The sequence below is a fragment of the Bacillus infantis genome, from assembly GCF_008180445.1.
Lineage (GTDB): Bacteria > Bacillota > Bacilli > Bacillales > Cytobacillaceae > Bacillus_AB > Bacillus_AB infantis_B.
The window spans coordinates 162,218-187,615 of record NZ_VTER01000002.1 but is presented as its reverse complement, the minus strand read 5'-3'; the positions used below and the strand labels follow the sequence as shown (position 1 = coordinate 187,615).

27 protein-coding genes and 1 riboswitch are annotated in these 25,398 nt (G+C 47.5%); of the genes, 8 read left to right on the top strand and 19 right to left on the bottom strand.

Annotation, left to right across the window (positions count from 1 at the left end; all coding sequences use genetic code 11):
• Positions 1-6 precede the first annotated feature (6 nt).
• Both FZD51_RS03345 and FZD51_RS03340 read right to left on the bottom strand, forming a co-directional pair.
• The gene (locus FZD51_RS03345; RefSeq protein WP_148973475.1) at positions 7-1,524 is read right to left on the bottom strand and encodes a class I adenylate-forming enzyme family protein; all 1,518 of its coding nucleotides are present in this window, start codon (positions 1,522-1,524) and stop codon (positions 7-9) included.
• On the bottom strand, positions 1,521-1,904 hold the full coding sequence (locus FZD51_RS03340; protein ID WP_148973474.1) for a MerR family transcriptional regulator: 384 nt from the start codon (positions 1,902-1,904) through the stop codon (positions 1,521-1,523). Before FZD51_RS03340 ends, FZD51_RS03345 begins: the two co-directional genes overlap by 4 nt.
• Positions 1,905-2,136: 232 nt before the next feature.
• Between FZD51_RS03340 and FZD51_RS03335 the strand changes: the two genes are divergently transcribed.
• Positions 2,137-2,460: a helix-turn-helix domain-containing protein gene (locus FZD51_RS03335; protein ID WP_148973473.1), complete on the top strand. Its 324-nt coding sequence runs from the start codon at positions 2,137-2,139 to the stop codon at positions 2,458-2,460.
• Between the two features lie 142 nt (positions 2,461-2,602).
• On the opposite strand, the gene FZD51_RS03330 is transcribed toward FZD51_RS03335, so the two are convergent.
• From FZD51_RS03330 to sipW, 5 genes are all read right to left on the bottom strand, one after another.
• On the bottom strand, positions 2,603-2,743 hold the full coding sequence (locus FZD51_RS03330) for an anti-repressor SinI family protein (protein WP_148973472.1): 141 nt from the start codon (positions 2,741-2,743) through the stop codon (positions 2,603-2,605).
• A 34-nt stretch (positions 2,744-2,777) separates the two neighbouring features.
• A riboswitch (cyclic di-GMP riboswitch) is annotated at positions 2,778-2,884 on the bottom strand.
• Between the two features lie 243 nt (positions 2,885-3,127).
• Complete coding sequence (locus FZD51_RS03325; protein WP_094769819.1) at positions 3,128-3,325, bottom strand: hypothetical protein; 198 nt, start codon at positions 3,323-3,325, stop codon at positions 3,128-3,130.
• Between the two features lie 49 nt (positions 3,326-3,374).
• Positions 3,375-4,298 carry an LPXTG cell wall anchor domain-containing protein gene (locus FZD51_RS03320; RefSeq protein WP_148973471.1) on the bottom strand — a complete coding sequence of 308 codons (924 nt, stop codon included), beginning with the start codon at positions 4,296-4,298 and terminating at the stop codon, positions 3,375-3,377.
• A 73-nt stretch (positions 4,299-4,371) separates the two neighbouring features.
• Entirely contained in the window at positions 4,372-4,965 is a 594-nt protein-coding gene (locus tag FZD51_RS03315; RefSeq protein ID WP_148973470.1) for a CalY family protein, read from the bottom strand.
• 82 nt (positions 4,966-5,047) lie between these two features.
• Positions 5,048-5,641, bottom strand: a complete 594-nt coding sequence (gene sipW / locus FZD51_RS03310) for a signal peptidase I SipW (protein WP_094769816.1) — start codon at positions 5,639-5,641, stop codon at positions 5,048-5,050.
• Positions 5,642-5,914: 273 nt separating this feature from the next.
• Between sipW and FZD51_RS03305 the strand changes: the two genes are divergently transcribed.
• Both FZD51_RS03305 and FZD51_RS03300 read left to right on the top strand, forming a co-directional pair.
• A complete protein-coding gene (locus FZD51_RS03305; RefSeq protein ID WP_148973469.1) occupies positions 5,915-6,262 on the top strand; it encodes a helix-turn-helix domain-containing protein in 348 nt (115 codons plus the stop codon).
• Entirely contained in the window at positions 6,259-6,879 is a 621-nt protein-coding gene (locus FZD51_RS03300) for a class D sortase (RefSeq protein ID WP_148973468.1), read from the top strand. The genes FZD51_RS03305 and FZD51_RS03300 overlap by 4 nt, the downstream gene beginning before the upstream one ends.
• Positions 6,880-6,938: 59 nt before the next feature.
• On the opposite strand, the gene FZD51_RS03295 is transcribed toward FZD51_RS03300, so the two are convergent.
• The 3 genes from FZD51_RS03295 to FZD51_RS03285 all read right to left on the bottom strand — a co-directional run bounded on the left by FZD51_RS03295 (position 6,939) and on the right by FZD51_RS03285 (position 10,509).
• A complete protein-coding gene (locus FZD51_RS03295; protein ID WP_148973467.1) occupies positions 6,939-7,850 on the bottom strand; it encodes a pseudouridine-5'-phosphate glycosidase in 912 nt (303 codons plus the stop codon).
• A gap of 17 nt (positions 7,851-7,867) precedes the next feature.
• A complete protein-coding gene (locus tag FZD51_RS03290) occupies positions 7,868-8,965 on the bottom strand; it encodes a carbohydrate kinase (RefSeq protein ID WP_148973466.1) in 1,098 nt (365 codons plus the stop codon).
• A gap of 158 nt (positions 8,966-9,123) precedes the next feature.
• Positions 9,124-10,509 carry an alanine/glycine:cation symporter family protein gene (locus tag FZD51_RS03285; RefSeq protein ID WP_148973465.1) on the bottom strand — a complete coding sequence of 462 codons (1,386 nt, stop codon included), beginning with the start codon at positions 10,507-10,509 and terminating at the stop codon, positions 9,124-9,126.
• 155 nt (positions 10,510-10,664) lie between these two features.
• On the opposite strand from FZD51_RS03285, the gene FZD51_RS03280 reads away from it, so the two are divergent.
• Positions 10,665-11,084: a MarR family winged helix-turn-helix transcriptional regulator gene (locus tag FZD51_RS03280; RefSeq protein WP_148973464.1), complete on the top strand. Its 420-nt coding sequence runs from the start codon at positions 10,665-10,667 to the stop codon at positions 11,082-11,084.
• 78 nt (positions 11,085-11,162) lie between these two features.
• Positions 11,163-12,365 (top strand): MFS transporter, encoded by a 1,203-nt coding sequence (locus FZD51_RS03275; protein ID WP_148973463.1) that lies wholly within the window; start codon positions 11,163-11,165, stop codon positions 12,363-12,365.
• A 555-nt stretch (positions 12,366-12,920) separates the two neighbouring features.
• Here FZD51_RS03275 and motB read toward each other — a convergent pair.
• From motB to FZD51_RS03260, 3 genes are all read right to left on the bottom strand, one after another.
• The gene (gene motB, locus FZD51_RS03270) at positions 12,921-13,730 is read right to left on the bottom strand and encodes a flagellar motor protein MotB (protein WP_148973462.1); all 810 of its coding nucleotides are present in this window, start codon (positions 13,728-13,730) and stop codon (positions 12,921-12,923) included.
• Positions 13,723-14,517: a flagellar motor stator protein MotA gene (gene motA / locus FZD51_RS03265; protein WP_148973461.1), complete on the bottom strand. Its 795-nt coding sequence runs from the start codon at positions 14,515-14,517 to the stop codon at positions 13,723-13,725. The genes motB and motA overlap by 8 nt, the downstream gene beginning before the upstream one ends.
• Before the next feature lie 218 nt (positions 14,518-14,735).
• Positions 14,736-15,113 carry a DnaJ family domain-containing protein gene (locus tag FZD51_RS03260; protein WP_148973460.1) on the bottom strand — a complete coding sequence of 126 codons (378 nt, stop codon included), beginning with the start codon at positions 15,111-15,113 and terminating at the stop codon, positions 14,736-14,738.
• 149 nt (positions 15,114-15,262) lie between these two features.
• Here FZD51_RS03260 and FZD51_RS03255 point away from each other — a divergent pair, with 149 nt between their 5' ends.
• Positions 15,263-17,095, top strand: coding sequence for a solute:sodium symporter family transporter (locus FZD51_RS03255; RefSeq protein ID WP_148973459.1), 1,833 nt, complete (start codon positions 15,263-15,265; stop codon positions 17,093-17,095).
• Between the two features lie 95 nt (positions 17,096-17,190).
• On the opposite strand, the gene FZD51_RS03250 is transcribed toward FZD51_RS03255, so the two are convergent.
• Positions 17,191-17,760, bottom strand: coding sequence for a peroxiredoxin (locus tag FZD51_RS03250; protein WP_262380695.1), 570 nt, complete (start codon positions 17,758-17,760; stop codon positions 17,191-17,193).
• Positions 17,761-17,951: 191 nt separating this feature from the next.
• Between FZD51_RS03250 and FZD51_RS26025 the strand changes: the two genes are divergently transcribed.
• Positions 17,952-18,110: a hypothetical protein gene (locus FZD51_RS26025; RefSeq protein ID WP_187445612.1), complete on the top strand. Its 159-nt coding sequence runs from the start codon at positions 17,952-17,954 to the stop codon at positions 18,108-18,110.
• A gap of 24 nt (positions 18,111-18,134) precedes the next feature.
• Here FZD51_RS26025 and hutH read toward each other — a convergent pair whose 3' ends face one another.
• From hutH to FZD51_RS03220, 5 genes are all read right to left on the bottom strand, one after another.
• Positions 18,135-19,622 (bottom strand): histidine ammonia-lyase, encoded by a 1,488-nt coding sequence (hutH, locus tag FZD51_RS03240; protein ID WP_148973457.1) that lies wholly within the window; start codon positions 19,620-19,622, stop codon positions 18,135-18,137.
• A gap of 1,147 nt (positions 19,623-20,769) precedes the next feature.
• A complete protein-coding gene (pssA, locus tag FZD51_RS03235) occupies positions 20,770-21,471 on the bottom strand; it encodes a CDP-diacylglycerol--serine O-phosphatidyltransferase (protein ID WP_148973456.1) in 702 nt (233 codons plus the stop codon).
• A 213-nt stretch (positions 21,472-21,684) separates the two neighbouring features.
• The gene (locus FZD51_RS03230) at positions 21,685-21,888 is read right to left on the bottom strand and encodes a hypothetical protein (protein WP_148973455.1); all 204 of its coding nucleotides are present in this window, start codon (positions 21,886-21,888) and stop codon (positions 21,685-21,687) included.
• 4 nt (positions 21,889-21,892) lie between these two features.
• The gene (locus tag FZD51_RS03225) at positions 21,893-22,057 is read right to left on the bottom strand and encodes a YvrJ family protein (protein ID WP_009792171.1); all 165 of its coding nucleotides are present in this window, start codon (positions 22,055-22,057) and stop codon (positions 21,893-21,895) included.
• On the bottom strand, positions 22,050-22,595 hold the full coding sequence (locus tag FZD51_RS03220; RefSeq protein WP_148973454.1) for a sigma factor-like helix-turn-helix DNA-binding protein: 546 nt from the start codon (positions 22,593-22,595) through the stop codon (positions 22,050-22,052). Before FZD51_RS03220 ends, FZD51_RS03225 begins: the two co-directional genes overlap by 8 nt.
• A gap of 282 nt (positions 22,596-22,877) precedes the next feature.
• Between FZD51_RS03220 and FZD51_RS03215 the strand changes: the two genes are divergently transcribed.
• A complete protein-coding gene (locus tag FZD51_RS03215) occupies positions 22,878-24,974 on the top strand; it encodes a DNA topoisomerase III (RefSeq protein ID WP_148973453.1) in 2,097 nt (698 codons plus the stop codon).
• The last annotated feature ends 424 nt before the right edge of the window (positions 24,975-25,398 follow it).

Here is a 25,398-nt window from a genome sequence, read left to right as displayed (position 1 = left end):
CCCTCCTTAAACAGCTTGCTCCTGCTGCCTCAATGACTGCTTCAAAATCTTGCCTGTTGCATTGCGCGGCAGCGCCTCTATTTCTTCATATAATTTCGGTATCTTATAATCAGCTATTTTTCCAGACAAAAATGCCTTTAAATCATCCTCTTCCAGACTGCCCGGCTGCTTCAGCACAACATACGCCTTCACTGTCTCTCCCCACTCCGGATGCGGCACGCCCACAACGGCCGTCTCGGCAATGGCAGGATGCGAGGCCAGCAGCTCTTCAATCTCTTTCGGAAAAATATTGACGCCGCCCGAAATGATCATATCCTTCTTCCGGTCAACAACCCAAATATAGCCGTCCTCATCGAATCTGGCTATATCACCGGAATAGAGCCAGCCGTCCTTGATCGTTTCCGCTGTTTTTTCGGGATCCTTATAATACCCCTTCATAACACCTTCGCCCTTCAGGAGGATTTCGCCAACTTCTCCTGGCTCGACTGGATTGCCTTTTTCATCGGCAATCATGATCTCCGTTCCAAGCGCCGCTCTCTTCCCGATGCTGCCGGCCTTCTGATCATGCTCGCCAGCCAGCAAGAGCGTCCCGCTCGGCCCGGCCTCTGTCAGTCCATACACACAATACAGGCTGTCCGTTTTCAGCCGCTCCTTCACAAGCCGGACTTCTTTTTCTCCAAGCGGAGCCCCGCCGTACACCCAATATTCCATCGAAGACAAATCGTATTTTTCAATATCAGGCTGCTTGGCTGTGAAAAGATAGGCAACCGGCGCACCGAAGAAATGGGTCGCTTTTTCCGAAGAGACTAGCTTTAACAGTACCTCTGGTGTAAAAACTGGCGCAAGAATATGGGCGGCCCCCACATAGGTGCCTGCGATCAGGAACAGATGGAGCGGTGCCGAGTGGCTCAGCGGCATCAAGTGGAGCATGCGGCTTTCCGGCTTCATGGCCATTTCCACTGCCATCATGATTGCTGATGAAAGAATATTGCGGTGGGTGAACAGCACCCCCTTCGGACTTCCGGTCGTCCCTGACGTGTAAAGGATTGCCGCCTCGTCATCCTCCAACAAAGGAATTCCCGCATCTATATCCCGGCCGCCTGCCACCAGCTCTTCAAAGCTAGCCCATCCAGCCGCAGCCATACCTGTCTTCACACACTCGAGACCAGGCCTTTCATTCAGGGTCCCCGTCTGTTCAACCAGCATTTCATGCGCAAATAAAGCTTTCGCTCCGCTATGATCCAGGATATAGCCCAGCTCAGATGCCGTCAGCCGGCTGTTCACAGGCACAATCAGCGCACCAATCCTCACCGCCGCGAAATAAGTAACCACAAATTCCGGGACATTCGGCATGAAAAGCAGAATTCTATCTCCTTTTGCATAGCCCCTCCTCCTCAATGCGTCTGCCAACATATTGACCCTGCTGTTCAGCTCTTTATAAGAAAGCCTCTCCTCCCCGGAAATGACAGCCTCCCTGTTTGGATATTTCCTTCCGTTTCTCGCCAGCAGTTCAGATACGTTCATATATGATCCCCCTTTTCGTTCAGCCTTTTTTCAAATTGATCCAGCATCTTTTCCATTTCTTCTTTTAAAAAAAGCAGCTCCTCGATGCGGGCGTTCACCTCCTTTACTCTCTCCCTGCCATACTCGACCGTCCGCTCCAGCTGCTTCCGCCCTGAACGGTCCTGGTCAAACAGCACAATCATTTCTTTGATTTCATCCAGCTTAAATCCGAAGCGCTTGCCCCGGAATATCAGCTTCAGGCGGATATAATCCTTTTTGGCAAAAATTCTTCTGCCATTTTCATTTCTATTAGGGCATAATAAGCCAAGCTCCTCGTAATATCTGATGGTCCTGGTGCTGACATCGAAAATCTTTGCCAGCTCCGAAATGGTGTATTCCACACGATCACCCAAATTCTTTCACTATTCTGACACCAATATAACATTTACGTTAACGTAAAGTTCAAGTCTCCGGCAAATCCTGTTTCTATTAAGAAAAATTTGATTTTTTCGTCTGCACCCTTAGGAAAAGATATTACAATTGTGTTAAAATGAAATATAGTGATTGAACAAATCGTTCTTAATAAATAACCCTTCGGTCATATAACTTCTGGATAAAAGGTGTGTGGAATCAATGATTGGCGAACGTGTAAAAAGACTGCGTCAGGAGAGAAAGATGTCATTATCAGAGCTCGCTGAACAGGCAGGGGTGGCAAAGTCCTACTTAAGCTCCCTGGAAAGAAATCTACAGACGAATCCTTCCATTCAATTTTTAGAAAAAATTTCTGCTGTTCTTCATGTTCCGGTTGATACACTGATACTGGACCAGCCCAATAAAGAAGAACTGGATTCCGAATGGATGAACATCGTGAAAGAAGCAATGGACTCCGGCATCTCCAAGGACCAGTTCCGCGAATTTCTTGAATTTAATAAATGGAGAATCAACAAAAAAAAATAACTATTTCCGAGGCTGTTGCAATACAGCGGAAAACAGTCTGCGCCAAGTGACAGCCTCTAAAACCTCTCTGTTTCTGCGCAAAATAAAAAAGCATTTCTCCTGCAGAGAAACACTTAGCTTTCTATATTCTGTTATTATGTTTTCAGCGGTTTTCCGCTATAAGATCCACTGCCGGCTGGCCGGCGAGAAAGTTAAGTATATCTTCTTGTTTCAGGCCTATTTCCTTTGCTTCAGCAATTAGTGCCACCCATTCCAAGTCCAATTCCTGCATATTATTTTTCATAACTCTCTCTTCCCCCTAAAATACTTTTCGTATTCCAGGCAATCCAGCCGTCCTGGCGCCTCATCCGACTTTACTCTCAATAGGCGCGGTAGACCTGTGACTTTGCGTCCCTATCTTTCAACAGGTTTGCCTTTTTCTGCTCTGTCATGCTTTTTTCATATCCTCTTAAGACTACTATAAAAGTTTTCCCAACATTTACGTGTTGTTTTTTGTCAAATTCTTCAAATTATTTTAAGATATTATTCGACAAAATGAAGGATAATTGGATAGATTTAGAAATCTGCCGGAAACCCATAAGACTTCTGGCCCGGTAAATCTGGGGGTATAGTGTAAGATTTTTGCTCATTCCGTCGACAGCTTTTAGGTAGGCCTTATTTCCTCTATCTATTTAACGGCCCTTCCCTTATAGCTCTCCATCTTCCTCTTAAAAGGCACCACCTTCACCGGCAGCTGTTCAAACGTAAACGCATCAAAAAAGGGAAACAGCGTCAGATCATTGCCGCACACCGGACAGAGCCATTCGCCTATTTCACTGCTGCTGTAGGATGGGCGGTGGCATTTAGGGCAGTTTTTTCGGTACATGGGATTTCCTCCTTAAAGAACAGGCCTTGAATAGCATTCCAAGGCCCTGTTAATGGTCTTTCCTGATTCTGTGGTATCTTACTGCCAATAATATGCCGCCTGCCCCCAGCAAAATGCCCCCGAGAAGCATGAAATTATATGTGTTTGTTGCCGTGTCAGGGAGAATATTTTCTCTGATTTCTGGTGTAACAGTTATACCATCACCTGGATTGCTGCCTGGATTTCCGCTTGCCGGTTCATCGGGATTATCGCTTGGGTCTCCACTGTCATCATTCGGATCTTCGGATGGATTGTCTTCACCTGGGTCCTCAGTCTCCCCATCACCTGGATCCTCGCCATTATCACCGTCGTCTGGATTATCTTCGCCTGGAGGGTCTTCATCACCCGGATTCTCTCCTGGATCTTCATCGCCCGGATCCTCACCATCACCAGGGTCGTCCTCTCCTGGCGGGTCTCCATCATCAGGTGGATCTCCTCCTCCTGGCGGATCTCCACCGCCATCAAGTGCTTCTGCTACAAACAAAATCTCCACCTCTGCAGAAGAGTTTTGAAAAGCATTCCCAAGTTCATACGGCATCATTACTTGGAAAAATAAAGTTTCTGTTTGGCCTTTTTTTAGCGGCCTTGGTGTGAAGCCTTTGAAATCTTTTAATTTTCCTTCGTAAAGAATGGTGCTATCTTTCTTTACCAGCAGATCCAATTCTTCAAATAAGCCTTTGACAGATTTCTTTTCGCCGATGATGGAACTGTATTTGAAATCCTGTTTTCCATTATTAATGATGGTAATATCGCGCGGCATCCAGTCACCAGGCTTCAAATCCCCTACATGAAAAAAATAGCCGTTCAGGTTTGTATTGATGTCAATTTCCTTATCTTCTGCAAAAGCTTTATAAGTGGTAAATAGCGTAAGAATAAGGAGAGTTAGTATCATAAAAATTGCTTTTGGTTTTGCCAGCTTGAGCAGGTTTGTCATGGCATTACCTCACTGATTGGTTATTTAGGAAAAGGCGGGATAGAGAGCCATCCCGCCTTTTTTCTTGTTAAAATTATTTTGCTTCGCCAGCGCCTTGCTCAGCATTGAATGTCCACTTAAGTTCCAGAGAATCTCCTTGGAATTCGTTTTGATCCAGGCCATTGTCTACAAATTCGAATTGAACATACAGTTTATCTTCAGTTCCGGCAGCAAGCTTTCCGCCTCTCTCAGCAAGCCAGCCGCTGAAGATATTTCCTTCAATTACATCAGGGGACATGCCCTTCAAGTCTGCAAGTGTTGTAGAGTAAATTGGTACATCCAGTTTGTCTGCATTAAGCAGGAAGTTCACTTGGATGTGATCGCCAAAGTCTTCAACATTACCACCCTTAGCGTCACCTACCGTGTAATCTGTATCCAGCGTAATAGATGCAATGTCCAGTGACCCGCCATTGACCAGGTCAAAAGAACGCAGCATAGTATCGCCTGGCTTGATGTTATCAACATCAATGATTGTTGTTGGATCAGCGCTCAGATCCAAAGTTCCTGCAGCAAAACTTCCTGTGGCTTCAGCAGTATCACTGAAGTATGCAAATGTTCCTCCGCCGACTAAAGATACGCCAAGTGCTGCAGATGCAATTCCCAAACCTAATTTCTTTTTAAAGCTCATGTTCCATTTCCTCCTCTTACCCTTTGGGTATGTATAAGTTTTTATATTGAATCCTGTGTTGCCACAGGAATTTCAACCTGATTTAAGCCGTTTTTTCTGTTGTGTCGCCTTTGCCCTTTGCTCTTGCTTCAAGCTCTCTCATTGCCTGGTAGATTGTGAAGGCTGCATATCCCAGCATCAGGATGCCAGGGCCAATCAGTAAGATGGCGGCGCCTTTTTGCGATTTGGCAAAGTCTATGAAATAACCTGCATATGGCAGGGTGTACCCTGTGTAGATGGCGGTGACATTGTCGGAAAGGACCGGGTCCAAATCCTTGGATTGGTTGTTATCCCCTTTAGTTTCGTACATGACGTGTTCGCCGCTGGTGGTTATACCTGTGATCCTATGGGTGATCAGTTTTTTATCTTCATCTATGAAGGTAATGATGTCACCTTTTTTCAGCTCTTTCTTTGCATCGCCTTCAAGAGGCTTGACTGCAATGACTGATCCAGTCATGAAGGTCGGCTCCATCGAACCGGAGAGAACAGTTTTTATTTGATAGCCAAATGCCTGGGGCTCACCACCGGAGGCTTTTGACGAAATCACGAGAAATGCCATTAAGATGAGATTGATAAATAATAGCCATGTGATAATGCTGCTGATGATTTTTCTGACGGTTTTCCAGCTGAATTTCAAGCTTCCTTCACCTTCCTCTATTTTCTCTATTAATCTGGCTGTTTCTTAGTAGCTGTTCACTTTTGTTCTTTTTATCGAACCGATAAGTTGAGTATAGTACAGAGTCCTCAACTTTGAAAATTACCAAAATTAGCCGTTTTTTCTTTTTAACGAACAGTTTTCACGAGTTTCCTTCAATTATCTCGATTATTCTTACTTTTTTGTATTTTTTAATGAACTTTATGTTCGTTATAATGAAGTTGTGTCTATACTATAAATAGAGGGGATATTCTAATGGTAGGTGGGAGGATAAAACGCTTGCGGCTCCTTAGAGGCTTTTCCATAAATGAGCTTGCTGAAAAATCAGGGGTTTCCAAGTCCTATTTGAGCTATATCGAAAGAGATATCCAGAAAAATCCCTCCCTGCAGGTTCTGTCCAAGCTGGCAAGAACACTCGGGACCTCTGTCGAGGAGCTTCTTGATTATAGGATAAAGTCCGATTTCGAGACGACAGAGCTTGATCCCGAATGGCAGGAACTTGTCCAGGAAGCGATTGACCAAGGGATTACAAAAGAAGATTTTAGTTACTATCTTGATTTTATCCGCTTTAAAAACACACATGGAGGTAATGAAGGCAAGTGAAGGCTAACGGTATATTACTATTATGCTCAGCCATTATCTTAATCATAGGGGGCAGCGGCCTGCTGTTATTCTCGATTAAGGAGGCAGCCGATCAAAGCCGGCAAACTGAGGAATCTCTTGAAACAGCAAAAAAAGTACTTTCACTAGAAGATACAGCTGTTACGACGAAAGAACACCCAGCTAAGGAGCCGAATATTCCTGCCTTTAAGACTGGTGATATTATCGGCGTTCTAGAAATCCCGGCACTAAAAGCAGAGCTCCCTATAATAGAAGGAACCGATGAAGAGGAACTGGAGAAAGGAGTCGGCCATTATGCAGGCACTGTATTCCCTGGGCAAAATGACCAGATTCTACTCTCCGGCCATAGGGATACCGTTTTCCGCAAAATAGGTGAACTAAAAATGGGGGATGAACTGGTTGTGAAGATGCCCTATGGCGACTTCACCTATGAAATTATCGACTCTTTTATTGTGGATGCAGATGATACTACTGTCATTAAGTCCACTGCTCCGGAGGAAATACTGACCCTTTCAACATGCTATCCCTTTTACTTTGTCGGCAGTGCGCCGGACCGGTATATTTTGACGGCAAAGAGGATTCACGATTCTGGCACTTGAACGAGTGGGCGGATTAATGTAAAAAACCGGCCCCCCACCCAGGGACCGGCTCTCCACCATTATTTCTGCAATCCAACCGCAATCTTCGCTCCAACTTCGGCATTATGCTTAACTAGCGCGATGTTGGCTGTGAGGCTTGTTCCTTCTGTCAGTTCTTTTACTTTGCTTAGGAGGAAAGGTGTGACCAGCTTTCCGGCAATCTGGTTGTCTTTTGCTTCTTGAAGCGCTGTTTCGATCACGCTTGTGATGAAGCTTTCTTCCAGGGCATCTTCTTCCGGGATCGGGTTGGCGATGACGACTCCGCCGTTCAGGCCAAGCTCCCATTTTGTTCGGATCAGGCTGGCTGCATCTTCAGGCGCATCCACGCGATGGTTGACGTCAAACGGGCTTGTCCGGGTATAGAATGCCGGCAGCTTGTCTGTTTCATAGCCGACGACCGGTACGCCGTGTGTTTCCAGGTATTCAAGGGTCAGGCCGATATCCAGGATGGATTTGGCGCCTGCGCAGACGACTGCTACATTGGTCTGGGCGAGCTCCTGCAGGTCAGCAGAGATATCCATTGTTGTTTCGGCTTCGCGGTGGACGCCGCCGATGCCGCCTGTGACGAATACTTCGATTCCGGCAAGCTCTGCACAGATCATGGTGGCTGCCACAGTGGTCGCGCCGTTTTTGCCCTGGGCGATCAGATAAGGAAGGTCGCGGCGGCTGGCTTTTTCAATGTCCTTGCTTTGGGCGAGGAATTCCAGCTCGTCCTCAGAAATGCCGATCTTTATTTTTCCATTGATGATGGCGATGGTCGCAGGCACCGCACCATTTTGGCGGATGATGTCTTCCACTTCTTTGGCCGTCACGATATTCTGCGGGTATGGCATGCCGTGTGAGATGATCGTTGATTCTAATGCCACAACCGGTTTGTTTGCTTTTCGTGCTTCCAATACTTCTTCTGAGAATTCAAGATAGTTTTCTAACATAGTATGAGTCTCCTTTTTTAGCTGAAATTTTGCTGAAATGTTTCCTGCAGTCTGACATTATTTAAAATTGGACTGACGGTTTCTTCTGACTGCAGTGTGAGCATGCTGCAGGCGATGCCGATTTTGCAGGCGTTTTCTGTATTTAGCCCCTTCAGATGTGCGTATAGGATACCGGCCACAAGCGAGTCGCCTGCCCCAGTCACATCCTGCACCTTGATCTTCGGCGGAAGCAGCACCCCTGCCTCACCTTCCTTCGTGTAGAAAATCAGTCCTTTGTCCCCTCTTGTGATGACGACCTTCTCCACGCCTTTTTTCATGATCTTCTCGGCTGCTTTAAAGAAATCTCCATCAGTATCTATCTTCATTCCTGACAGCGCCTCGGCTTCGTCATGGTTGGCAATCAGCCATGTGACACCCATCAGATTTTCGGGCAGCTTCTTCACCTTTGGGGACGAGACCGGCGTGATGCAAAGCGGAACAGATTCTTCGTAGCAGCGGGCAATCGTCTTTTTCAAAACTTCTGCCGGGAAATTGGTATCCAGCAGGACGATCTCTGCCGAGGCAATATAGCCCCACCTTTTTTCAATAAATTCTGAATTTATGCGATCGTATAAGGCCATATCCGCAAAAGCAACAGTCATTTCGCCGTCATGGTCCAGAACGGCTGTATATGTTCCGGTTGCTGTATTAGGCAATGTCTGGGATGGGGTAATGTCGACAAAATCCTTTGTATAGCCCAGCAGCCAGCTGCCTTCAGTATCATCGCCCACGGCTGTCAACAGACTTGCATCACAGCCAAGCCGCCCAAGGTTTTCAGCAATATTCCTGGCAACCCCGCCGCATGACTGGGAGCTGGCGGAAGGATTCGAGGTACCGCTTTCAATTTTGCCAATCGACTGAATTTTCCGGTCGACATTAGCCCCGCCGATGCAAAGGACTTCTTTCTTGTTCGGCAGCATATAAGCCCTTCCCAGGATTTTACCCTGCTTGGCAAGCGAGGATATATAGCCGGCTGCGGCCGAGCGTGATAACCCGGTCTTTTCTGCAATTTCATTCTGGGAAATGAATGGGTCCTCTTTTATCAAAGTGAAAATGGATTGTTCTTTTTCATTCACAGCGTGTCACCGCCTTCGTAAACTTTTGTCTAAATTATAAACATTTGTTTACAATAAGAGCAATGGTTTTGGGGTAAAAACATAGGTCTGACTTATAGGTATGAAGTCAGACCACACAAGGGATTGCACAAAAAAAGACGGGGAAATCCCCCGCCTCTTTAAGCAGCATCATCTTTCTTTTTAATATCCTTCAAATAATATTTCTCTGAGGTAAAGAACTCATTTTTGAGCTCTTTCACCTCCTTGCTCAATAGAAGTACAGCAATAATATTCGGAATCAGGATAGCAGCCAGAGCAAGGTCAAGGAACTGCCAGATTGTTTGCGCTGCTCCGATAGAGCCAAATACGATCGCCAGGATATAGACAACCTTGATGGCCTGGCCCGCGAAATTGCCAAACAGGAATTCTGCCTGCTTCGACCCGTAAAAAATGACAACAATGATGGTGGAAACCACAAAGAATATGAGTGAAATGGTAACAATAAGGCTGCCTGTCTGTCCGAAATACTGGGAGAAAGCTGCTGTTGTCAGGGATGATGGATCATCCATCGCCCCTTCCCTCTGCCAGACACCTGAAGACAGCACGACAAAAGCAGTCGCAGAGCAGACAATCAGCGTATCGACGACAATCCCGACAATCGCCCAGAAGCCCTGCCTGACAGGATGGTCCGTCTGTGCAGCCGCATGGGCGATCGGAGCCGTCCCAAGTCCTGCTTCATTGGAATATAATCCTCGTGCAAAGCCCCAGCGGATGACCTCGCCGATGGCTGCACCTGCAAAACCGCCCATTGCCGCTGCCGGCTGGAATGCGTAAGTGAAGATTAATTCCAATACCTCAGGAACCTTGCTGAAGTTCATGAATAGGATCACAAGCGCTGTTCCCACATAAATCAATGCCATAAACGGAACCAGGATTTCGGTTACCTGCCCGATCCTCTTAATGCCGCCGAACACAATCAATAATACAACGGCTGCAACAGCTATCCCCGTCCACAATCCATCGATTTCAAAAGTTTCTGAAACAGCTGATGAGACTGCATTTCCCTGCACCATGATGCTTGGGATCAGCTCGATCATCAGGGCAAAGGCAAACCAGACGCCCAGCCATTTCATATTGAGCCCTTTTGTCATATAGTACATCGGCCCGCCGACATATTCGCCGTCCTCATTTTTCTCACGGTATTTGACCGCCAGGACGCTTTCTGAAAATTTAATGGCCATTCCGATTAAAGCGATTACCCACATCCAAAAGACTGCTCCCGGCCCGCCGAACATGATGGCTGCCGGTACGCCGACGATATTCGCCGCTCCGATTGTCGAAGAAAGAGCAGATGTCAGAGCCTGAAGCGGAGTGACCGTCCCTTCTCCTTTCGGCTTTTTAAACACGCTGCCGAAGGTCTGCTTGAAAATATAAACCGGGTATCTGAATTGAAAGAATCCCAGTAAAAAGGTTAAATATATGCCTGTTCCAGCCAGAATAATAATGATCGGCGGCCCCCACAGCCATGCCGATATACTTCCCACAAGATCAAGAAATGAGTCCAATTGAATTTCCCCCTAGTAGATAAATTGCACATTGCTGCTGTTTAACCCATTCCCTTCAAGCCGCTGTTCAAACCTGTTCTTTAAGATGGACTGGACAAAAATGCCGTTTTGACTTATAGTTAGCTAGGCAACTAATTGAAACGGGTGATAATTTTATGAACAAAATGGATCCTTTTTTTCACAGCTTCAACCAATGCACCCGGCAGTTCTCCAAGGGCCTGAACGATGTGCTGACCCCCATGGGGCTTTATGCCGCACAATGGCCGATCATCTACAGGCTGAAGACAGCAGGCTCCAGCACACAGGTTGAGCTATCCACCTATCTCAGCGTTGAAGCCCCGACCATGACAAGAGCCCTTCTCCGTCTTGAAAAATCAGGCTGGATCAGCAGGGTGCCGGGGAAAGACAAACGGGAAAAAAAGATTCTGCTGACGGATGAAGCCCTCACACAATATCCGGACTGGCTGGCCGCTGTACAACAATACGAACAAAAAATGCTGGAGGATATATCTGAAGAAGAATTAATGGCTGCCATATCAGTCATGCAAAAAATGAAGCAAAATTCCGGACGCTGATCAGCCCCGCAAGATCTTCCGTTTTTCTTCTCACTACTTCACAGACTCTCAGTAAACAAGACATCAAGGAGGACAATCATGAAAAAACAGCCCCTTTGGACAAAGGACTTTTTAGGCGTTTCCATTACCAGCTTTTTCTTATTTATCGGCTTTTATATATTGCTGACGACCCTTCCCATTTATATTCTTGATGATTTAAAAGGAAGCGAATCACAGGTCGGCCTCATCATCTCGGTATTCCTGATCGCCGCCGTCATCTCCCGTCCTTTTACAGGAAAATGGATCGACGAAATCGGCCGCAAGAAAATCCTGTTGATTTCTATGGTTATTTTTACAATTGCTTCTGCCCTCTATTTTACGGCAGACAGCCTGCCAATGCTTTTGGCAGTCCGCTTCCTGCATGGCGCGGGCTTCGGAATGGCCACCACGGCCACTGGTGCCATTGTCGCTGATATCGTCCCGGCTGAAAGGCGCGGCGAAGGGCTCGGCTATTATGCCATGTTCATGAACCTTGCCATGGTAATCGGACCTTTCACCGGACTGACCATCATTCAGTATGCCGCATACAGCTGGATTTTTGTTTTATGTACAGTGCTTGCCGTCCTGGCTCTGGTGCTGTCATCGATCATCAGCATCCCGGAAAACAGCGGCGAAAAAACAAAGCAGCCATCATTTGCTTTTTCAAGCCTTTTTGAAAAAAATGCCGTTCCGGTTTCCATTGCAGCCGGCACGCTTGCGTTTGCCTATTCAGGCGTTTTATCCTTCATTTCGGTGTATGCCAAGGAGCTCGGACTGATGCAGGCAGCATCCTTTTTCTTTGTCGTCTATGCAGCCTTTATCCTGATTTCACGCCCGTTCACAGGCCGCTGGTTTGACATGTACGGAGAAAACCGGGTCATCTATCCGGCAATCGTTTTATTTGCCGCCGGCCTGTTCCTGCTCAGCCTTGCAGACAACAGCTTCCTGTTCCTGCTTGCCGGCGCCGTGATCGGCCTCGGCTATGGCACCATCGTTCCGAGCATGCAGACCGTTGCGATTAAAAATGCCGACCCTTCGAAAAGAGGGCTGGCCACATCCACCTTCTTTACGATGTTTGACTCCGGCCTCGGCCTTGGCTCCTATGTACTCGGCATCGTCGCCGTCTACACAGGATTTGCCAAGCTATACATGGTGCTCGTTTTGGTCTCACTGATCGGCCTTGGGCTCTACTATATCCTTCACGGGAAAAAAACAGCAGCAGCCAAAGAAGAAATGCAATCAGAAGTGAATATTTCTATGTAATATGGAACAGGACCCTTGGCTGGAGGGTCCTGTTTTTGTGTGGGAGGCTGGGTTTTGGGTGTTGATTCGCGGCCTTTTTGAGATGATTGGCAGCTTTTTGCGTTTGGTGGCAGCCTTTTGTGGTGGTTGACTGCTTAATTTTCCGTTTATTAGCAAGTTTTTCATTTTATTAGCAACTTTCCACTTTTATTAGCAACTTTTTCATTTTATTAGCAACTTTTCCATTATATTAGCAACTTTTCCATTATATTAGCAACTTCCAGCTTTTATTAGCAACTCTGCTAAAACCTGCCCGCAGCTCTTATTTGCGAGTTTTCGGGTTTATTTGCGACTTTCAGAATTTATTTGCGAGTTTTAAAATATTTTTGCGACTTTCCCAGTTTATTTGCGACTTCCAGCTTTTATTTGCGACTCTGCTAAAACCGGCCTGATCCCCGAATAAAAGCTTTATTTGCCGCTTTCCCATTATATCTGCGACTAACCCCAAACGCCCCGTCCGCTTGACCGCAGCACTCCGCCGAAACAAACAAAAAAACCGAACCCATCCGGCCCGGTCTATGTTCTCGGCAATATTAAAATTTCAACCCGCCTGTTTTTGTCCCGGCCTTCTTTTGTATCATTGGAGGCGGCAGGCTGGAATTCGCCAAACCCTTTCGCACTGAAGGCTCTGGCATCCAGGTCTTTGTTATGCAGCAGGATTTTCATGAAGTTTACGGCTCTCATGACGCTTAATTCCCAGTTGGATTCAAACTCGGAGGTTTTGATCGGCATATTGTCTGTATGGCCGCTGATGATGATATTGCGCGGCGGGTCCATGACGAGCAATTCCCCGATTTCGTCGGCGATCGTCAATTCTCCTGACCTTACTTCAGCGCTCCCGGAAGCGAAAAAGACGTTGTCCCGGATCGTTACAAGCAGTCCTTCATCTGTCAGCGAGGTCTCAAGTTTGTCTGTGAGGCCATTGTTTTGAATATAGGTTTTCACCTTTTCTTCGACTTCCTTGAGTTCCTGCTTGTCTGTGAGTTTCTGGATTTTTCCTTCTGCTTCCATATCGCTCTGGCCTTCTTCTAAAGTGCCGGCAGCAGAAGCCTTTTCTACTTCATCTTTGTTTTCAGTCTCTGCCTTATCCGCGGACTGCATGGCGCCGTCCGGCATTGGGCTCGGGTAATCAAAGAAGCCGGTCCCGCCATTGAATGCATCATTGAATGCCTTTGAAAGGGCCTCGAATTTCCGGGCATCCACTGAGCTCATGGCAAACAGGACGATGAAAAGGGCAAGCAGGAGCGTCAGGATATCAGCATAGGGTATCAGCCAGGACTCGTCAACATGCTCCTCATGATGCTCCTTTTTCTTCCGCTTACTCATCTGCCTTCACTTCGCTTTCCTCGAGGAATTGCTTCCTTTCCCCAGAAGGCAGATAAGATGCCAGCTTTTGCTCGATGACGCGCGGTGCTTCTCCTTCAAGGATGGAGAGGACCCCCTCGATCATCATATATTTGAGCTTTGATTCCTGCTTTGATTTGCGCTTCAGCTTGTTGGCAAAAGGATGCCATAACACGTATCCGGTGAAAATTCCAAGCAGGGTTGCCACAAAGGCTGCACTGATGGCATGGCCGAGTGCGTCGGTGTTCGTCATATCCCCCAGGGCGGCAATCAGGCCGACAACCGCTCCAAGAACTCCAAGGGTCGGGGCATATGTCCCGGCCTGTGTGAAAATGGCGGCCCCTGAAAGATGCCTTTCCTCCATTGACTCAATTTCTTCAGAAAGTACATCCCTGATATAATCGGCACTTTGCCCATCCACTGCGAGCGAGAGGCCGTTTTTCAGGAATGGATCATCGATTTCATTCGTTTTGGCTTCAAGTGCAAGGAGGCCTTCCTTCCGCGCCAGCTGGGCCCACTCTGAAAACATCCTGATCAGGTCTGTCGGAACCAGCTGTTTTTTTTCCTTAAATAAGATGCCAAAAAGCTTTGGCACTTTTTTCAGCTCGTTCATAGGAAAAGCGATGGTAACCGCCGCTATAGTCCCAACGATGATGATCAGGATGGCAGCCGGGTTTACCAGGGCTGAAGGCGGCACCCCTTTCAGTACCATACCGGCCCCTACGCCAATGATTGCGAGAATAAGCCCAATTAATGATGATTTATCCATATACGTCACCTGTCTTAATAAAATGTCTATTTCTATTTATTTCGACAGGGACCCTCATTTATTTAGGCCAATTCTAATATTAATCTGCAATTCTTTTACTTTCAGACAAATAAAAGCCTGTAAAATAGGTATATATACCTACATTGATATATCCGCCGCTATTTTTAAAAAATGGGGGTTTCCGCTCCCAAAAGAAAAAGCCCCCCAACCAGGAGCTTTCAATCAACCAATTTATGATGAATCTTTTCTTCATAGTTTTTAAAAATTGAGGAGTTTGTGCTGGTGCGCCGTTTTGACATCATGCTGTTGAATTTCAGCAGCTTCTGGTTCAGCTGCTTCTGAAGCTCCTTCTTTTCTGCAGGATCCTCGCATTTTTTTATAAGATCCTCGATGGTGGACATCTCCTGTTTCAAGCTGCTGTCTTCTTCTGTATAGCCTGCATTTTTCATCATTCTGTAGGCCATTCGCAGGTCGTCGGGAACATGGGAAAGCTCATCATGCGCAAGCGGTTTTCCAAAGCCGGGAAGTTTATCAAATTCGCCTTCTTTATAGCCTTTCTTGATCCGTTCTTCTGAAATGATTCCAAAAAGGTCCATCTGCAGCCTCCTTTCAATCCTTTCCCTTATTATAAAGGCCTCTACCTTTATTTGAAAGCTGATGACATTATATTCCTTTTTAGAAAAAGGTTTGAAATAGGCTGTTTGAGGTTATTTAACGAACTAAAAAGAGAAAAGGAAGTGCACCTATGTTTACTGGGGGAATTGCTTTCACTTTAATATCCTGCGCCTTTTTTATGGCGATCGTTGCCTGGATTTCGTATGTGAAAACGAAAGGGGCAGTCAGCGATTCTACAGGATATTTCCTGGCAGGGAGGGGACTGACAGGGGGCTTCATCGCCGGATCGCTGCTGCTGACAAATCTGTCGGCCGAGCAGCTGATCGGCCTGAATGGACAGGCCTACCGGACCAATTTGAGCAATATGGCCTGGGAAGTTACCGCTGCTTTCGCTATTATTTTCATGGCTGTTTATCTGCTGCCAAAGTATTTGGGCGGAAACTTTACCACGCTGCCTGAATTTTTAAGCAAGCGTTTTGATGAAGGGGTAAGGCGCTATACTGTTATCCTGTTCATGCTTGGCTATATTCTTGTTACCATCCCATCCATGCTGTATTCGGGTGCACTGGCTGTCCTCCAGCTGTTTGATGTGCCGTCCCTTTTAGGTATTACATATGAATCTTCTGTTTGGCTTGTCATTTGGATCATCGGCATCATCGGCGCCATTTACGCCATTTTCGGCGGACTGAAGGCTGTTGCCGTTTCTGATACATTAAACGGAATCGGCCTCCTGATCATCGGTATCCTGATTCCGGTTCTTGGCTTTTTCGCCCTTGGCGACGGCAATTTCTTCAGCGGCCTGAAGACCATTGCCACTGATCATCCTGAAAAATTGAACAGCATTGGCACAAAAGAAGACTCTGTCCCATTCGGCACCATTTTTACCGGGATGATCTTTGCCAATCTCTTCTACTGGGCATCCAATCAGTATGTTATCCAGCGTACACTGGGTGCGAAAAATCTGGCGGAAGGCCAAAAGGGCGTTATGATTTCAGGCTTTTACAAGCTGCTTGTCCCTGTTTTCATGATGATTCCCGGCGTCATTGCTTTTCATCTTTACGGCAATTCACTGAAATCAGTCGACCTTGCCTATCCAACCCTGATATCAGATGTGATGCCAGGCTATCTGTCCGGATTTTTCCTTGCGGTCCTGCTGGGAGCCGTGTTCAGCTCCTTCAATTCGCTGCTGAACAGCGCCGCTACCCTTTTTGCATTAGATATATACAAGCCAAGGATCAATCCAAATGTGAGTGATGAAAAGCTGATCAGCATCAGCAAATGGTTCGGGACTGTTCTCGCCATCGTCTCTTTATTCATCTCTCCGATGCTGATGAACGCATCTGACGGACTTTGGGACCTGATTCGCCGGTTTACCGGATTTTTCAATATCCCGATTATCGCGATTGTACTTGTGGGTATTTTCTCGAAATATATCCCGGCATTGGCTCCGAAAGTGGTCATCATTTTCCATGTGATTGCTTATTATATGCTCGTATGGGGCACTGACCATCTGTTTGGCTATTCGGTTCCGATCCACTTTATCCATATCTACGCGATCCTGTTTGCTGTCGAGATCCTGATGATGGTCATTATCGGTAAAATAAAACCGCGGGCCACTGCCTATCATTTCCGTGCAGATGCCCAGGTGAATATGGTTCCGTGGAAGGGCGTTATCCCGGTTTCCATCATTCTTCTCTCGCTCGTTGCTTTTACGTATATCGTCTTTTCAAAAATCGGCCTTGCTTATGAAGCTGCTGTCGTTTCCCCAGCCTTCTGGCCTGCCACAGTCGCCATCTTTATCATTGCCGCTATCTTCATCTATCTGTCCATGAAATTCTGGCACAGAAAATATGCTTCCTATCTGGAAGGCCAGAACACAGAAGGTGCCACGCAGGTCAAAAGATCAGGTTCAGGCTTGAACCCGCTGATTGTCAATGCCAAGCAGAGTACGGTAAAAGAGTAGGAAACGCAGCTTATATATCAAGCAAAAAGACCCGCTTTATGGAGAGCGGGTCTTTTGTTTATTGGACAGCCTCTGGTTCCTGCAGCAACCCCAATTTATATTTTTCCAATCATATTCGGGTCGCTGATCATTCCCTGCTGGCCCGGCATCCAGTTGGCAGGTGTGCCTTTGCCTGTCTGTTTTGCATATTGGAGGGCTTGAAGGATGCGGACATGCTCATGGAGATTGCGGCCGATATTGCCGGGATAAATCAGTTTGGCCTGGATGATCTGCTCCGGGTTCAGGAACACAGATGCCCGGAATGATGCGCCTGAGTTTTCATCAAGAACGCGGTATGCCTTGCTGATGCTGTGGGTCCGGTCGCTCAGGAGCGGGAAGGTCACATGCTTCAGGGAAGGCGATGTTTCTTTGAACACTTTATGCGAATACACGCTGTCCGTGCTGATGGCAAGGACTTCCACATTCATGTTCTTTACATAAGGGTAAATAGCGGCGACCGCCGCCAATTCTGTCGGTCAGACAAAGGTGAAGTCGCTGGGGTAAAAAAACAGCAGCACCCACTGGCCCTTGAAATCCTGCAGGCTGACCTTCTGGATTCCCTGATCAATGACGGCATCCGCTGTGAACAGCGGGGCAGGATCCCCTTTTGAAGCTGTAAAAGGCATAGGCTGTCTGGCCAGCTCCTCCGCCTGGAACGCTTCCCGCATACGCATCGCTCCTTTCTAATGTGCTATATATCATTATAGATATGCACTTCCTGCAAAAGCTGAACAAGTTTTGCGCACATATCCGGCGGCCGGGGCGGGAAAGCTACGGAAAGAACCGATTTCGACCTATGAAAGGAGACGATTTGCTTATGTCACGAGGAGAACATTTTAACCATAAACGCAAAGGGCATCCCGGAAAATTCCCTGAGGGGACGCTAGTGGAAAGGCACTCTAAGGACGCGATTGAGGATGAAGAATTCATCGTCGTCCAGGAAGCCTTCAAAAACCGGGTCGAAGAAGAAGATTAAGCATAAGGGGAGGCGGTCCTCCCCTTATTTCATATTTCCTTCCTTCAGCCAGGCCGCACAATTTTCAATATCCTTTGAGAAAACCCTGTCTTTTGTAATCGATGGGACGATTTCCCTTGCTTTTTCGTAAATTTTTCTTGTTTTAGGGGCCATTTTTTCAACACCCCTGAACTCGGCTGCCTGCATCGCGCAGATCAGCTCGATCGCCAGCACCCGGGTCGCATTCTGGATGATCTGCCACGCATGGCGGGATCCAATCGTTCCCATGCTCACATGATCCTCCTGGTTGGCAGAGGACGGGATAGAATCTACACTCGCCGGATGTGCCAGCGTCTTATTTTCCGAAACCAGCGACGCCGCACTATATTGCATGATCATCGCACCTGACTGCAGGCCAGGCTCCGGACTTAAGAAAGCAGGCAGGTCGCTGAGCTGCGGATTGACGAGCCGCTCGATTCTTCTTTCCGAAATATTGGCCAGCTCTGCAACAGCAATTTTCATAAAATCCATTGCAAACGCAATCGGCTGCCCATGAAAATTCCCGCCGGAAATAACCTTTTCCCCCTCATCAAAAATCAGCGGATTATCGGTCGCTGCATTCATTTCAATCTCCAATTTTTCTTTTACATAATCGAGCGCCTGCCAGCTTGCGCCGTGAACCTGGGGAATGCACCTGAGAGAATAGGCATCCTGGACGCGGAGCTCCCCCTGAACGGTCGTCAGCCTGCTTCCGGCCAGATAATCCCTCATCCTTGCTGCTGTATCGATCTGCTGCTGATAGCCGCGGGCCTGATGGATTCTTTCATCAAATGCATCTGTGATGCCGTTCAGGCCCTCCATCGTCATTGCCGCGATCATCTCACTCTGAAAAGCCAGCTGCTCGGCTTCGAGATAAGCGACCGCCCCCATACTGGTCATCGCCTGGGTGCCGTTGATAAGGGCAAGCCCCTCCTTCGCCTCCAGATGGAACGGCGGGAGTCCGGCAGATAGGATGGCCTCTGATGAAGGCATCCTCTTTCCTTTGTAAAAAACCTCCCCCTCACCGATCAGAGCAAGAGCCAGATGGGACAATGGAGCAAGATCCCCGCTTGCCCCAAGCGATCCCTGCTGCGGAATGACAGGATGGATTTCTTCATTTAAGAAAGTGAGCAGCCTTTCAACCAGCTCCGGCCTTACACCTGAAAATCCTTTCAAAAGCGCATTTGCCCTCAGCAGCAGCATCGCCCGTGAAACAGATTCAGGAAAAGGCTCCCCCACCCCGCATGCATGGGAACGGATCAGATTCAGCTGAAGCGCCTTTACATCCTTTTGATTTATGAGCACATCGCTGAACTTCCCAAAGCCGGTATTGATGCCATAAATGACCCTTTCTTCCTCAACAATCTTCCGGACCGCCTCATGGCTTTCGTTCACCCGCTCCATGCTCCCGGCTGATGCTGCCGCCTGTTCTTTTTCAAAAACAATTACCTTTACCTGTTTCAATGTCAATGTACTGCCTGTCAATTCAATCATGATTTTTCCCCCTCAGCATATTAGCGAAATAAAGAAGAGGCTGCATTCAAACCGGGGTTTGAAATACAGCCTCTTTCGAAAAATTTATAAGTTGATGTGTTTTCTTCTTCATTGCGCATCATCCAATATGATTTATTTATTCTATTCTTCATTGTATGAATAGAATTTTTATGGTGTCAACAGATTTTTACCATATTTTAACATGTTAGATTGGCAGACGATTAGCATGGTAGCGGGGTGAAGTTTTTTGGCAGCGGGCTGTTTTGTGGCTTTTCGGGTGGATGAATGATGGAGTTGGTAGATTATCCGCTCAATCGATCAAATTAATCGCTAATTCGGTAGATTAATGCTCTCAATCGGTAGAATCGTTAGCTAGTTCGGTAGATTCCGCTCTCATCTCATTAAAATAGCCGTAATGAAGGCACTCCACTCACAAAATTACCGCGAACCCTGGCAGCTCCCGCTCTCCAACTGGTTAAAAACCACGAATTTGCAGCGGATTTCGCGGAGTTGGTAGATTATCCGCTCAATTGATCAAATTAATCGCTAATTCGTAGATTAATGCTTTCAATCGGTAGAATCGTTAGCTAGTTCGGTAGATTCCGCTCTCATCTCATTAAAATAGCCGCAACGGAGGCACTCCACTCACAAAAATACCGCGAGCCTGTCAGCTCCCGCTCTCCAACTGGTTAAAAACCACGAATTTGCAGCCGATTTCGCGGAGTTGGTAGATTATCCGCTCAATTGGTTAAATCAATCGCTAATTCGGTAGATTAATGCTCTCAATCGGTAGAATCGTTAGCTAGTTCGGTAGATTCCGCTCTCATCTCATTAAAATAGACGCAATGGAGGCACCCCACTCACAAAAATATCGCGAACCTGGCAGCTCCCGCTCTCCAACTGATTAAAAACCACGAATTTGCAGCCGATTTCGCGGAGTTGGTAGATTATCCGCTCAATTGATTAAATTAATCGCTAATTCGGTAGATTAATGCTCTCAATCGGTAGAATAATTCGCTAACTCGGTAGATTCCCCGCCTCCCAGAGCTCTCTCCCTTCATCCGCACACCTCATTAACCACATTACCGGATCATCCTCCGCCTCGAAAGCTCCGCCCAATCAAAAAAACCGCTTCTCAGCGGTTTTTTCAGTCTAAATCCCTCTTATTTTTCCCTTTTACAAAGATATAGGCCAGATAGGCTATATACATGGGTGCTGCAATATAGATCAGGTAGGGAAATTGGCCGTATGTCCCTTTGTAGATCAGATACAGAAGGCAGCCAAGAAAGATAGTGACGATGGTTCCGTATTTTGGAAGCGGGACTTCCTTCAGGCTTGGGATCCTGATTTTTGAGACCATTAGAAAGCATAATGCTGTAAAAATAACGGTCGTGACGATATTCGGGATTTTGTCCCCGAACAGCGTAAGGAGTGCCATGATACCTCCTGCGGCTGTGATCGGGACGCCGACGAAATAATTCATGGACGATTTTGGGGAACTGATATTGAACCTGGCCAGCCTGAATGCTCCGAAGAGCGGGAAAAGGCCGGCGATGGCAAGGCCAAGAAGGTCGAATTGATAGAAATATGTATAATACACTAAAAAGGACGGCGCCACTCCGAAAGTGACGATGTCTGCGAGCGAGTCGAGCTCTTTTCCGAGCGCGCTGTCAGCCTTCAGCATCCGGGCAAGCCTGCCGTCCATGCTGTCGAGCATCATTCCGATCAGAATGAGGATCGCCGCATTTTTGAATTGGCCGTTCGCTGCAAACCCTATAGAGAGGAAACCGCAGTACAGGTTTCCCTGAGTGACCAGATTGGGGATAGATTTCGTAAATCGTAATCGCACAGGCTTCCATCACACTCCAGCAACATATTATGTACGCCGGTGCCGGGCACTTGTTTCGTGCCTGGCACCCGCAGCCGTTACAGCCATTATACCACTTCAATGCGGCAGGGAAGAAAAAAACTGGGGCAAAAGTTTGTCTTTCCCTTTACCCGCAGTCCTGAACGGCTAACCTCAAGCCGTTTGCAACTGGTCTATAACTGGTATAGGTGCCTGTCACCTGCCACTCCCTCTCTCCACCATCTCAAAAAATCCCGGCACTTCCTCCAGTTTGTTATCACGGAGCTTGCGGAGGACGGCTTCGCGCAGCTCCTGCTCGAGGTCTTCCCGGTTTTCCTTGCCTGTCTGGTATAAGGATTTTTTGATTTTAGGCTCGATGGCCTTCATGATTTCCTCTATTTCCTGCTGTGACAAATTCATGCTTTCACCCTTTGTCTTTTTCGATCTGTGCGATGCTTCGGGAAATGTCCTCCATTTTCATTTTCAGCTGTTCGAACCGGTTTTCATAGCGGTGCAGCAAATACATGGTGATGGCAATAGGGAATCCGAAATTGCCGATGATCTGCAAAAGATTCAGCTGTTCAAACATTGTATTTCCTCCTTATGGTTTCAATCGCTTTATTTTTGGTCTTTGATACTGCCTGCGGGCTGATGCCGAGCAATCTCGCTGTTTCGGCATCAGGGAGGCTGCGGACAAATGCGTAAAAGAGAATTTCCTGCTGCCTTCGTGTCAGTTCTTTGATGATTCTGGCGAGCCGGGGATCGGCTGTGTAATCTTCCAGCCTTCCGGAGGGGATTTCCATGAAAGGCCGGAGCGCTGTCTCATCTTCGAGGAGCTGTGTCAGCGGTTCTGCGCCGCTCTCTGCTTCTGCTGCAGGACGATCCAGTGTGAGCTGATACCTGGCGCGCAATTCCCGCGCCTTCATGTCGAACTTCCTTGACTCATAATAAATGGTCTTATTTAGATAAGAAACGAAGCGGACATGCCTGAAGTACCTTTTAAAGGCTGCTTCGAGCCGGGCTTTATTTTTCTCATGGGGATCATCCAGATATTCTTCATACAGCTTTTGATGCTCTTCCTGCCTCAAAAATTCACGAACCACCAAACTTGGCTCCCTGCCTTCCATTTTGCCACCTCCGTCTTTAGAACGTATGTTCTGTTTTTGGGTTAAAAAAATGAGAACAAGCTTGCCTGTTCTATTTTATAAAGTATAAAAATCAGGAAAAAAAACAACCTGTCCTGCATTATTTTAACATCGCTGCCCCTTTTTTATAAGGGTCTTTGGTGCCAGGCACTGATATTTAATGTATATCCTTTTTATCGGGTTCCCATTCCGTTTGTCCATTACAATTTTTCCTGCGTTTCCGTTATACTTATAGAGGAAGCACAGATTTGAAAGGAGCTTTACATGAAATCACTCGTACTTGCGGAAAAACCGAGCGTGGCCCGGGAGATTGCCCGTGTACTCGGCTGTACGCAGACACATAAATCTTATATAGAAGGAAATAAATACATTGTCACTTGGGCCCTCGGCCATCTGGTTGAGCTGAAAATGCCTGAGAATTATGATACGAAATTCAAGCATTGGAATCTGGAAGACCTGCCGATCATTCCTGACCGGATGGGGCTGAAGGTGATGAAGCAGACGAGCCACCAGTTCCGCGCCATCGATACGCTTTCCAAGCGGAAAGACATTAATGAAATCATCATCGCTACCGATGCCGGGCGTGAAGGTGAGCTGGTTGCCCGCTGGATTCTCGAAAAAATTTATTGGAAAAAGCCGGTCAAGCGCTTGTGGATTTCCTCTGTCACAGACCGTGCGATTAAAGAAGGCTTCCAAAGCCTGAAGCCCGGGGACCAGTTCCTCGCCCTTTACGATTCAGCGGTATGCCGCGCCGAAGCCGACTGGCTGATCGGCTTGAATGTGACACGCGCGCTGACCACGAAATACAATGACCCGCTTTCTGCCGGGCGTGTGCAGACACCGACGCTTGCCCTGATCATGGAAAGGGAGAAAATGATCCAATCCTTCACCCCGAAGGAATACTGGACGATTTCCGCCCAGGTCGGACCGTTTAAAGCAGATTGGGAAAAGAACGGCGAAAAAAGGACTTTTTCCAAAGATACTGCAGAAGAGATCGTTGCAAAGACGAACTCAGCAAAAGCGATGATCCAGTCCATCAGCCGCAAGGAAAAAAGCGAGCAGCAGCCGCTTCCTTATGACCTGACTGAGCTTCAGCGGGATGCCAATAAGCGCTTCGGTTTTTCGGCGAAAAAGACATCCAATGTCCTGCAGCGATTGTATGAGCAATACAAGCTCGTCACCTATCCAAGGACAGATTCCCGCTACCTGACAAAGGATATGGAAGCAACGATGCTGGACCGCCTCCATGGAATCGCGTCAGGCTACAGGGATGAAGTGAAGCCGCTCCTGGCCAAAAAAGGAAAGGTCCTTGCCAAGCGCGTGTTCAACAATGAAAAGGTGACCGATCACCATGCCATCATCCCGACCGAGGAGCGCCTTCACCTGAGCGACCTGGACAGTGATGAGAAAAAGCTGTACGACATCATTGTGCGCCGCTTCCTGGCCCTTTTCCATGAGCCGTACAAATATGAAACCATTCAAGCTTCCTTTGATCTGAACGGCGAAATCTTTTCAACAAGAGAAACCGCCGTCATTGAAGAAGGCTTCCGGCAGGTGACAGGCAAGGGAGAAGAAAAGGAATTGAAGCTGAATCTTTCTTCCCTCTCAAAAGGCCAGACGCTGACGGTAAAATCAGTTTCTTCCGAACAAAAACAGACTGAGCCGCCTGGTCGTTATACGGAGGCCGATATTTTATCCCAAATGGAAAAATACAGCCTCGGGACACCGGCAACAAGGGCAGAAATCATCGAACGCCTGCTTACGACCGAAGCAGTTGAACGCCAGAACGGCGGACGCCTCCACCCTACAGGGAAGGGCAAGCAGCTGATGGACCTTGTGAACGAAGACCTGAAGTCACCTGAACTGACAGCCAAATGGGAGCAGGAGCTTGAAGCGATCGCCCGCGGTAAAGCGAGCCCGAAGGAATTCTTGAAAAAAATCCGCCAGCAGACACAGCAGCTGGTATCTGAAATTAAGACAAGCGATAAATCGTACAGAGCCCATAATCTGACCGGCTCAAAATGCCCTGAATGCGGCTCCTTCCTGAAAGAGCGCAATACGAAAGACGGAAAAGTGCTCGTCTGCTCTGACATGGAATGCAGCTACCGGAAGCGCAAAGATCCGAAGCTCTCCAACCGCCGCTGCCCGCAGTGCCATAAAAAAATGGAGATCCACAACGGCAAGGCCGGCACCTACTTCCAATGCCGCCCGTGCAATGTGGTGGAAAAGGCGCAGGATAAAAAGAAAGCTGTCAACAAGCGGGAAGAACGCAAGCTTGTGCAGAAATACAGCAAAAACGAAGAATCCTTCGGAACCAGCCTCGGCGATCTGCTGAAAGCGGCCATGAAGGACGAAGATTGATAACAGGACCCCGGCCGGCAGCGGCTGGGGTCTTTTTATGGGCTGAAGGCTGCCGGCAGCATGTAATTCTCCCTTTTCCCCGGAACAGGCAGTTTTGGCGTCACATAAGAATTTATCATGCGCCTCCGAAGCTTTCGGAAGAAGGTTCCGAGGGTTTTTCAAATAAGCCGGCAGGTTCCGAATAGGGTTCCGAATGCTTCGGAAGGCTTTTGCCCGAAAGGCCATTCGTTCGGAGGGAGGCTGCGAAACTTTCGGAAGGCTTTTGCCCGAAAGGCCATTCGTTCGGAGGGAGGCTGCGAAACTTTCGGAAGGCTCCATAGAACTAGAGAGAGTGCCTGGCACCTTAAAAAGACACTTTCCCTCTATTTGTCCATTTGCCGTGCCTGACATACTCCTTCGCACCATATGTTGCCTGATAAAACTT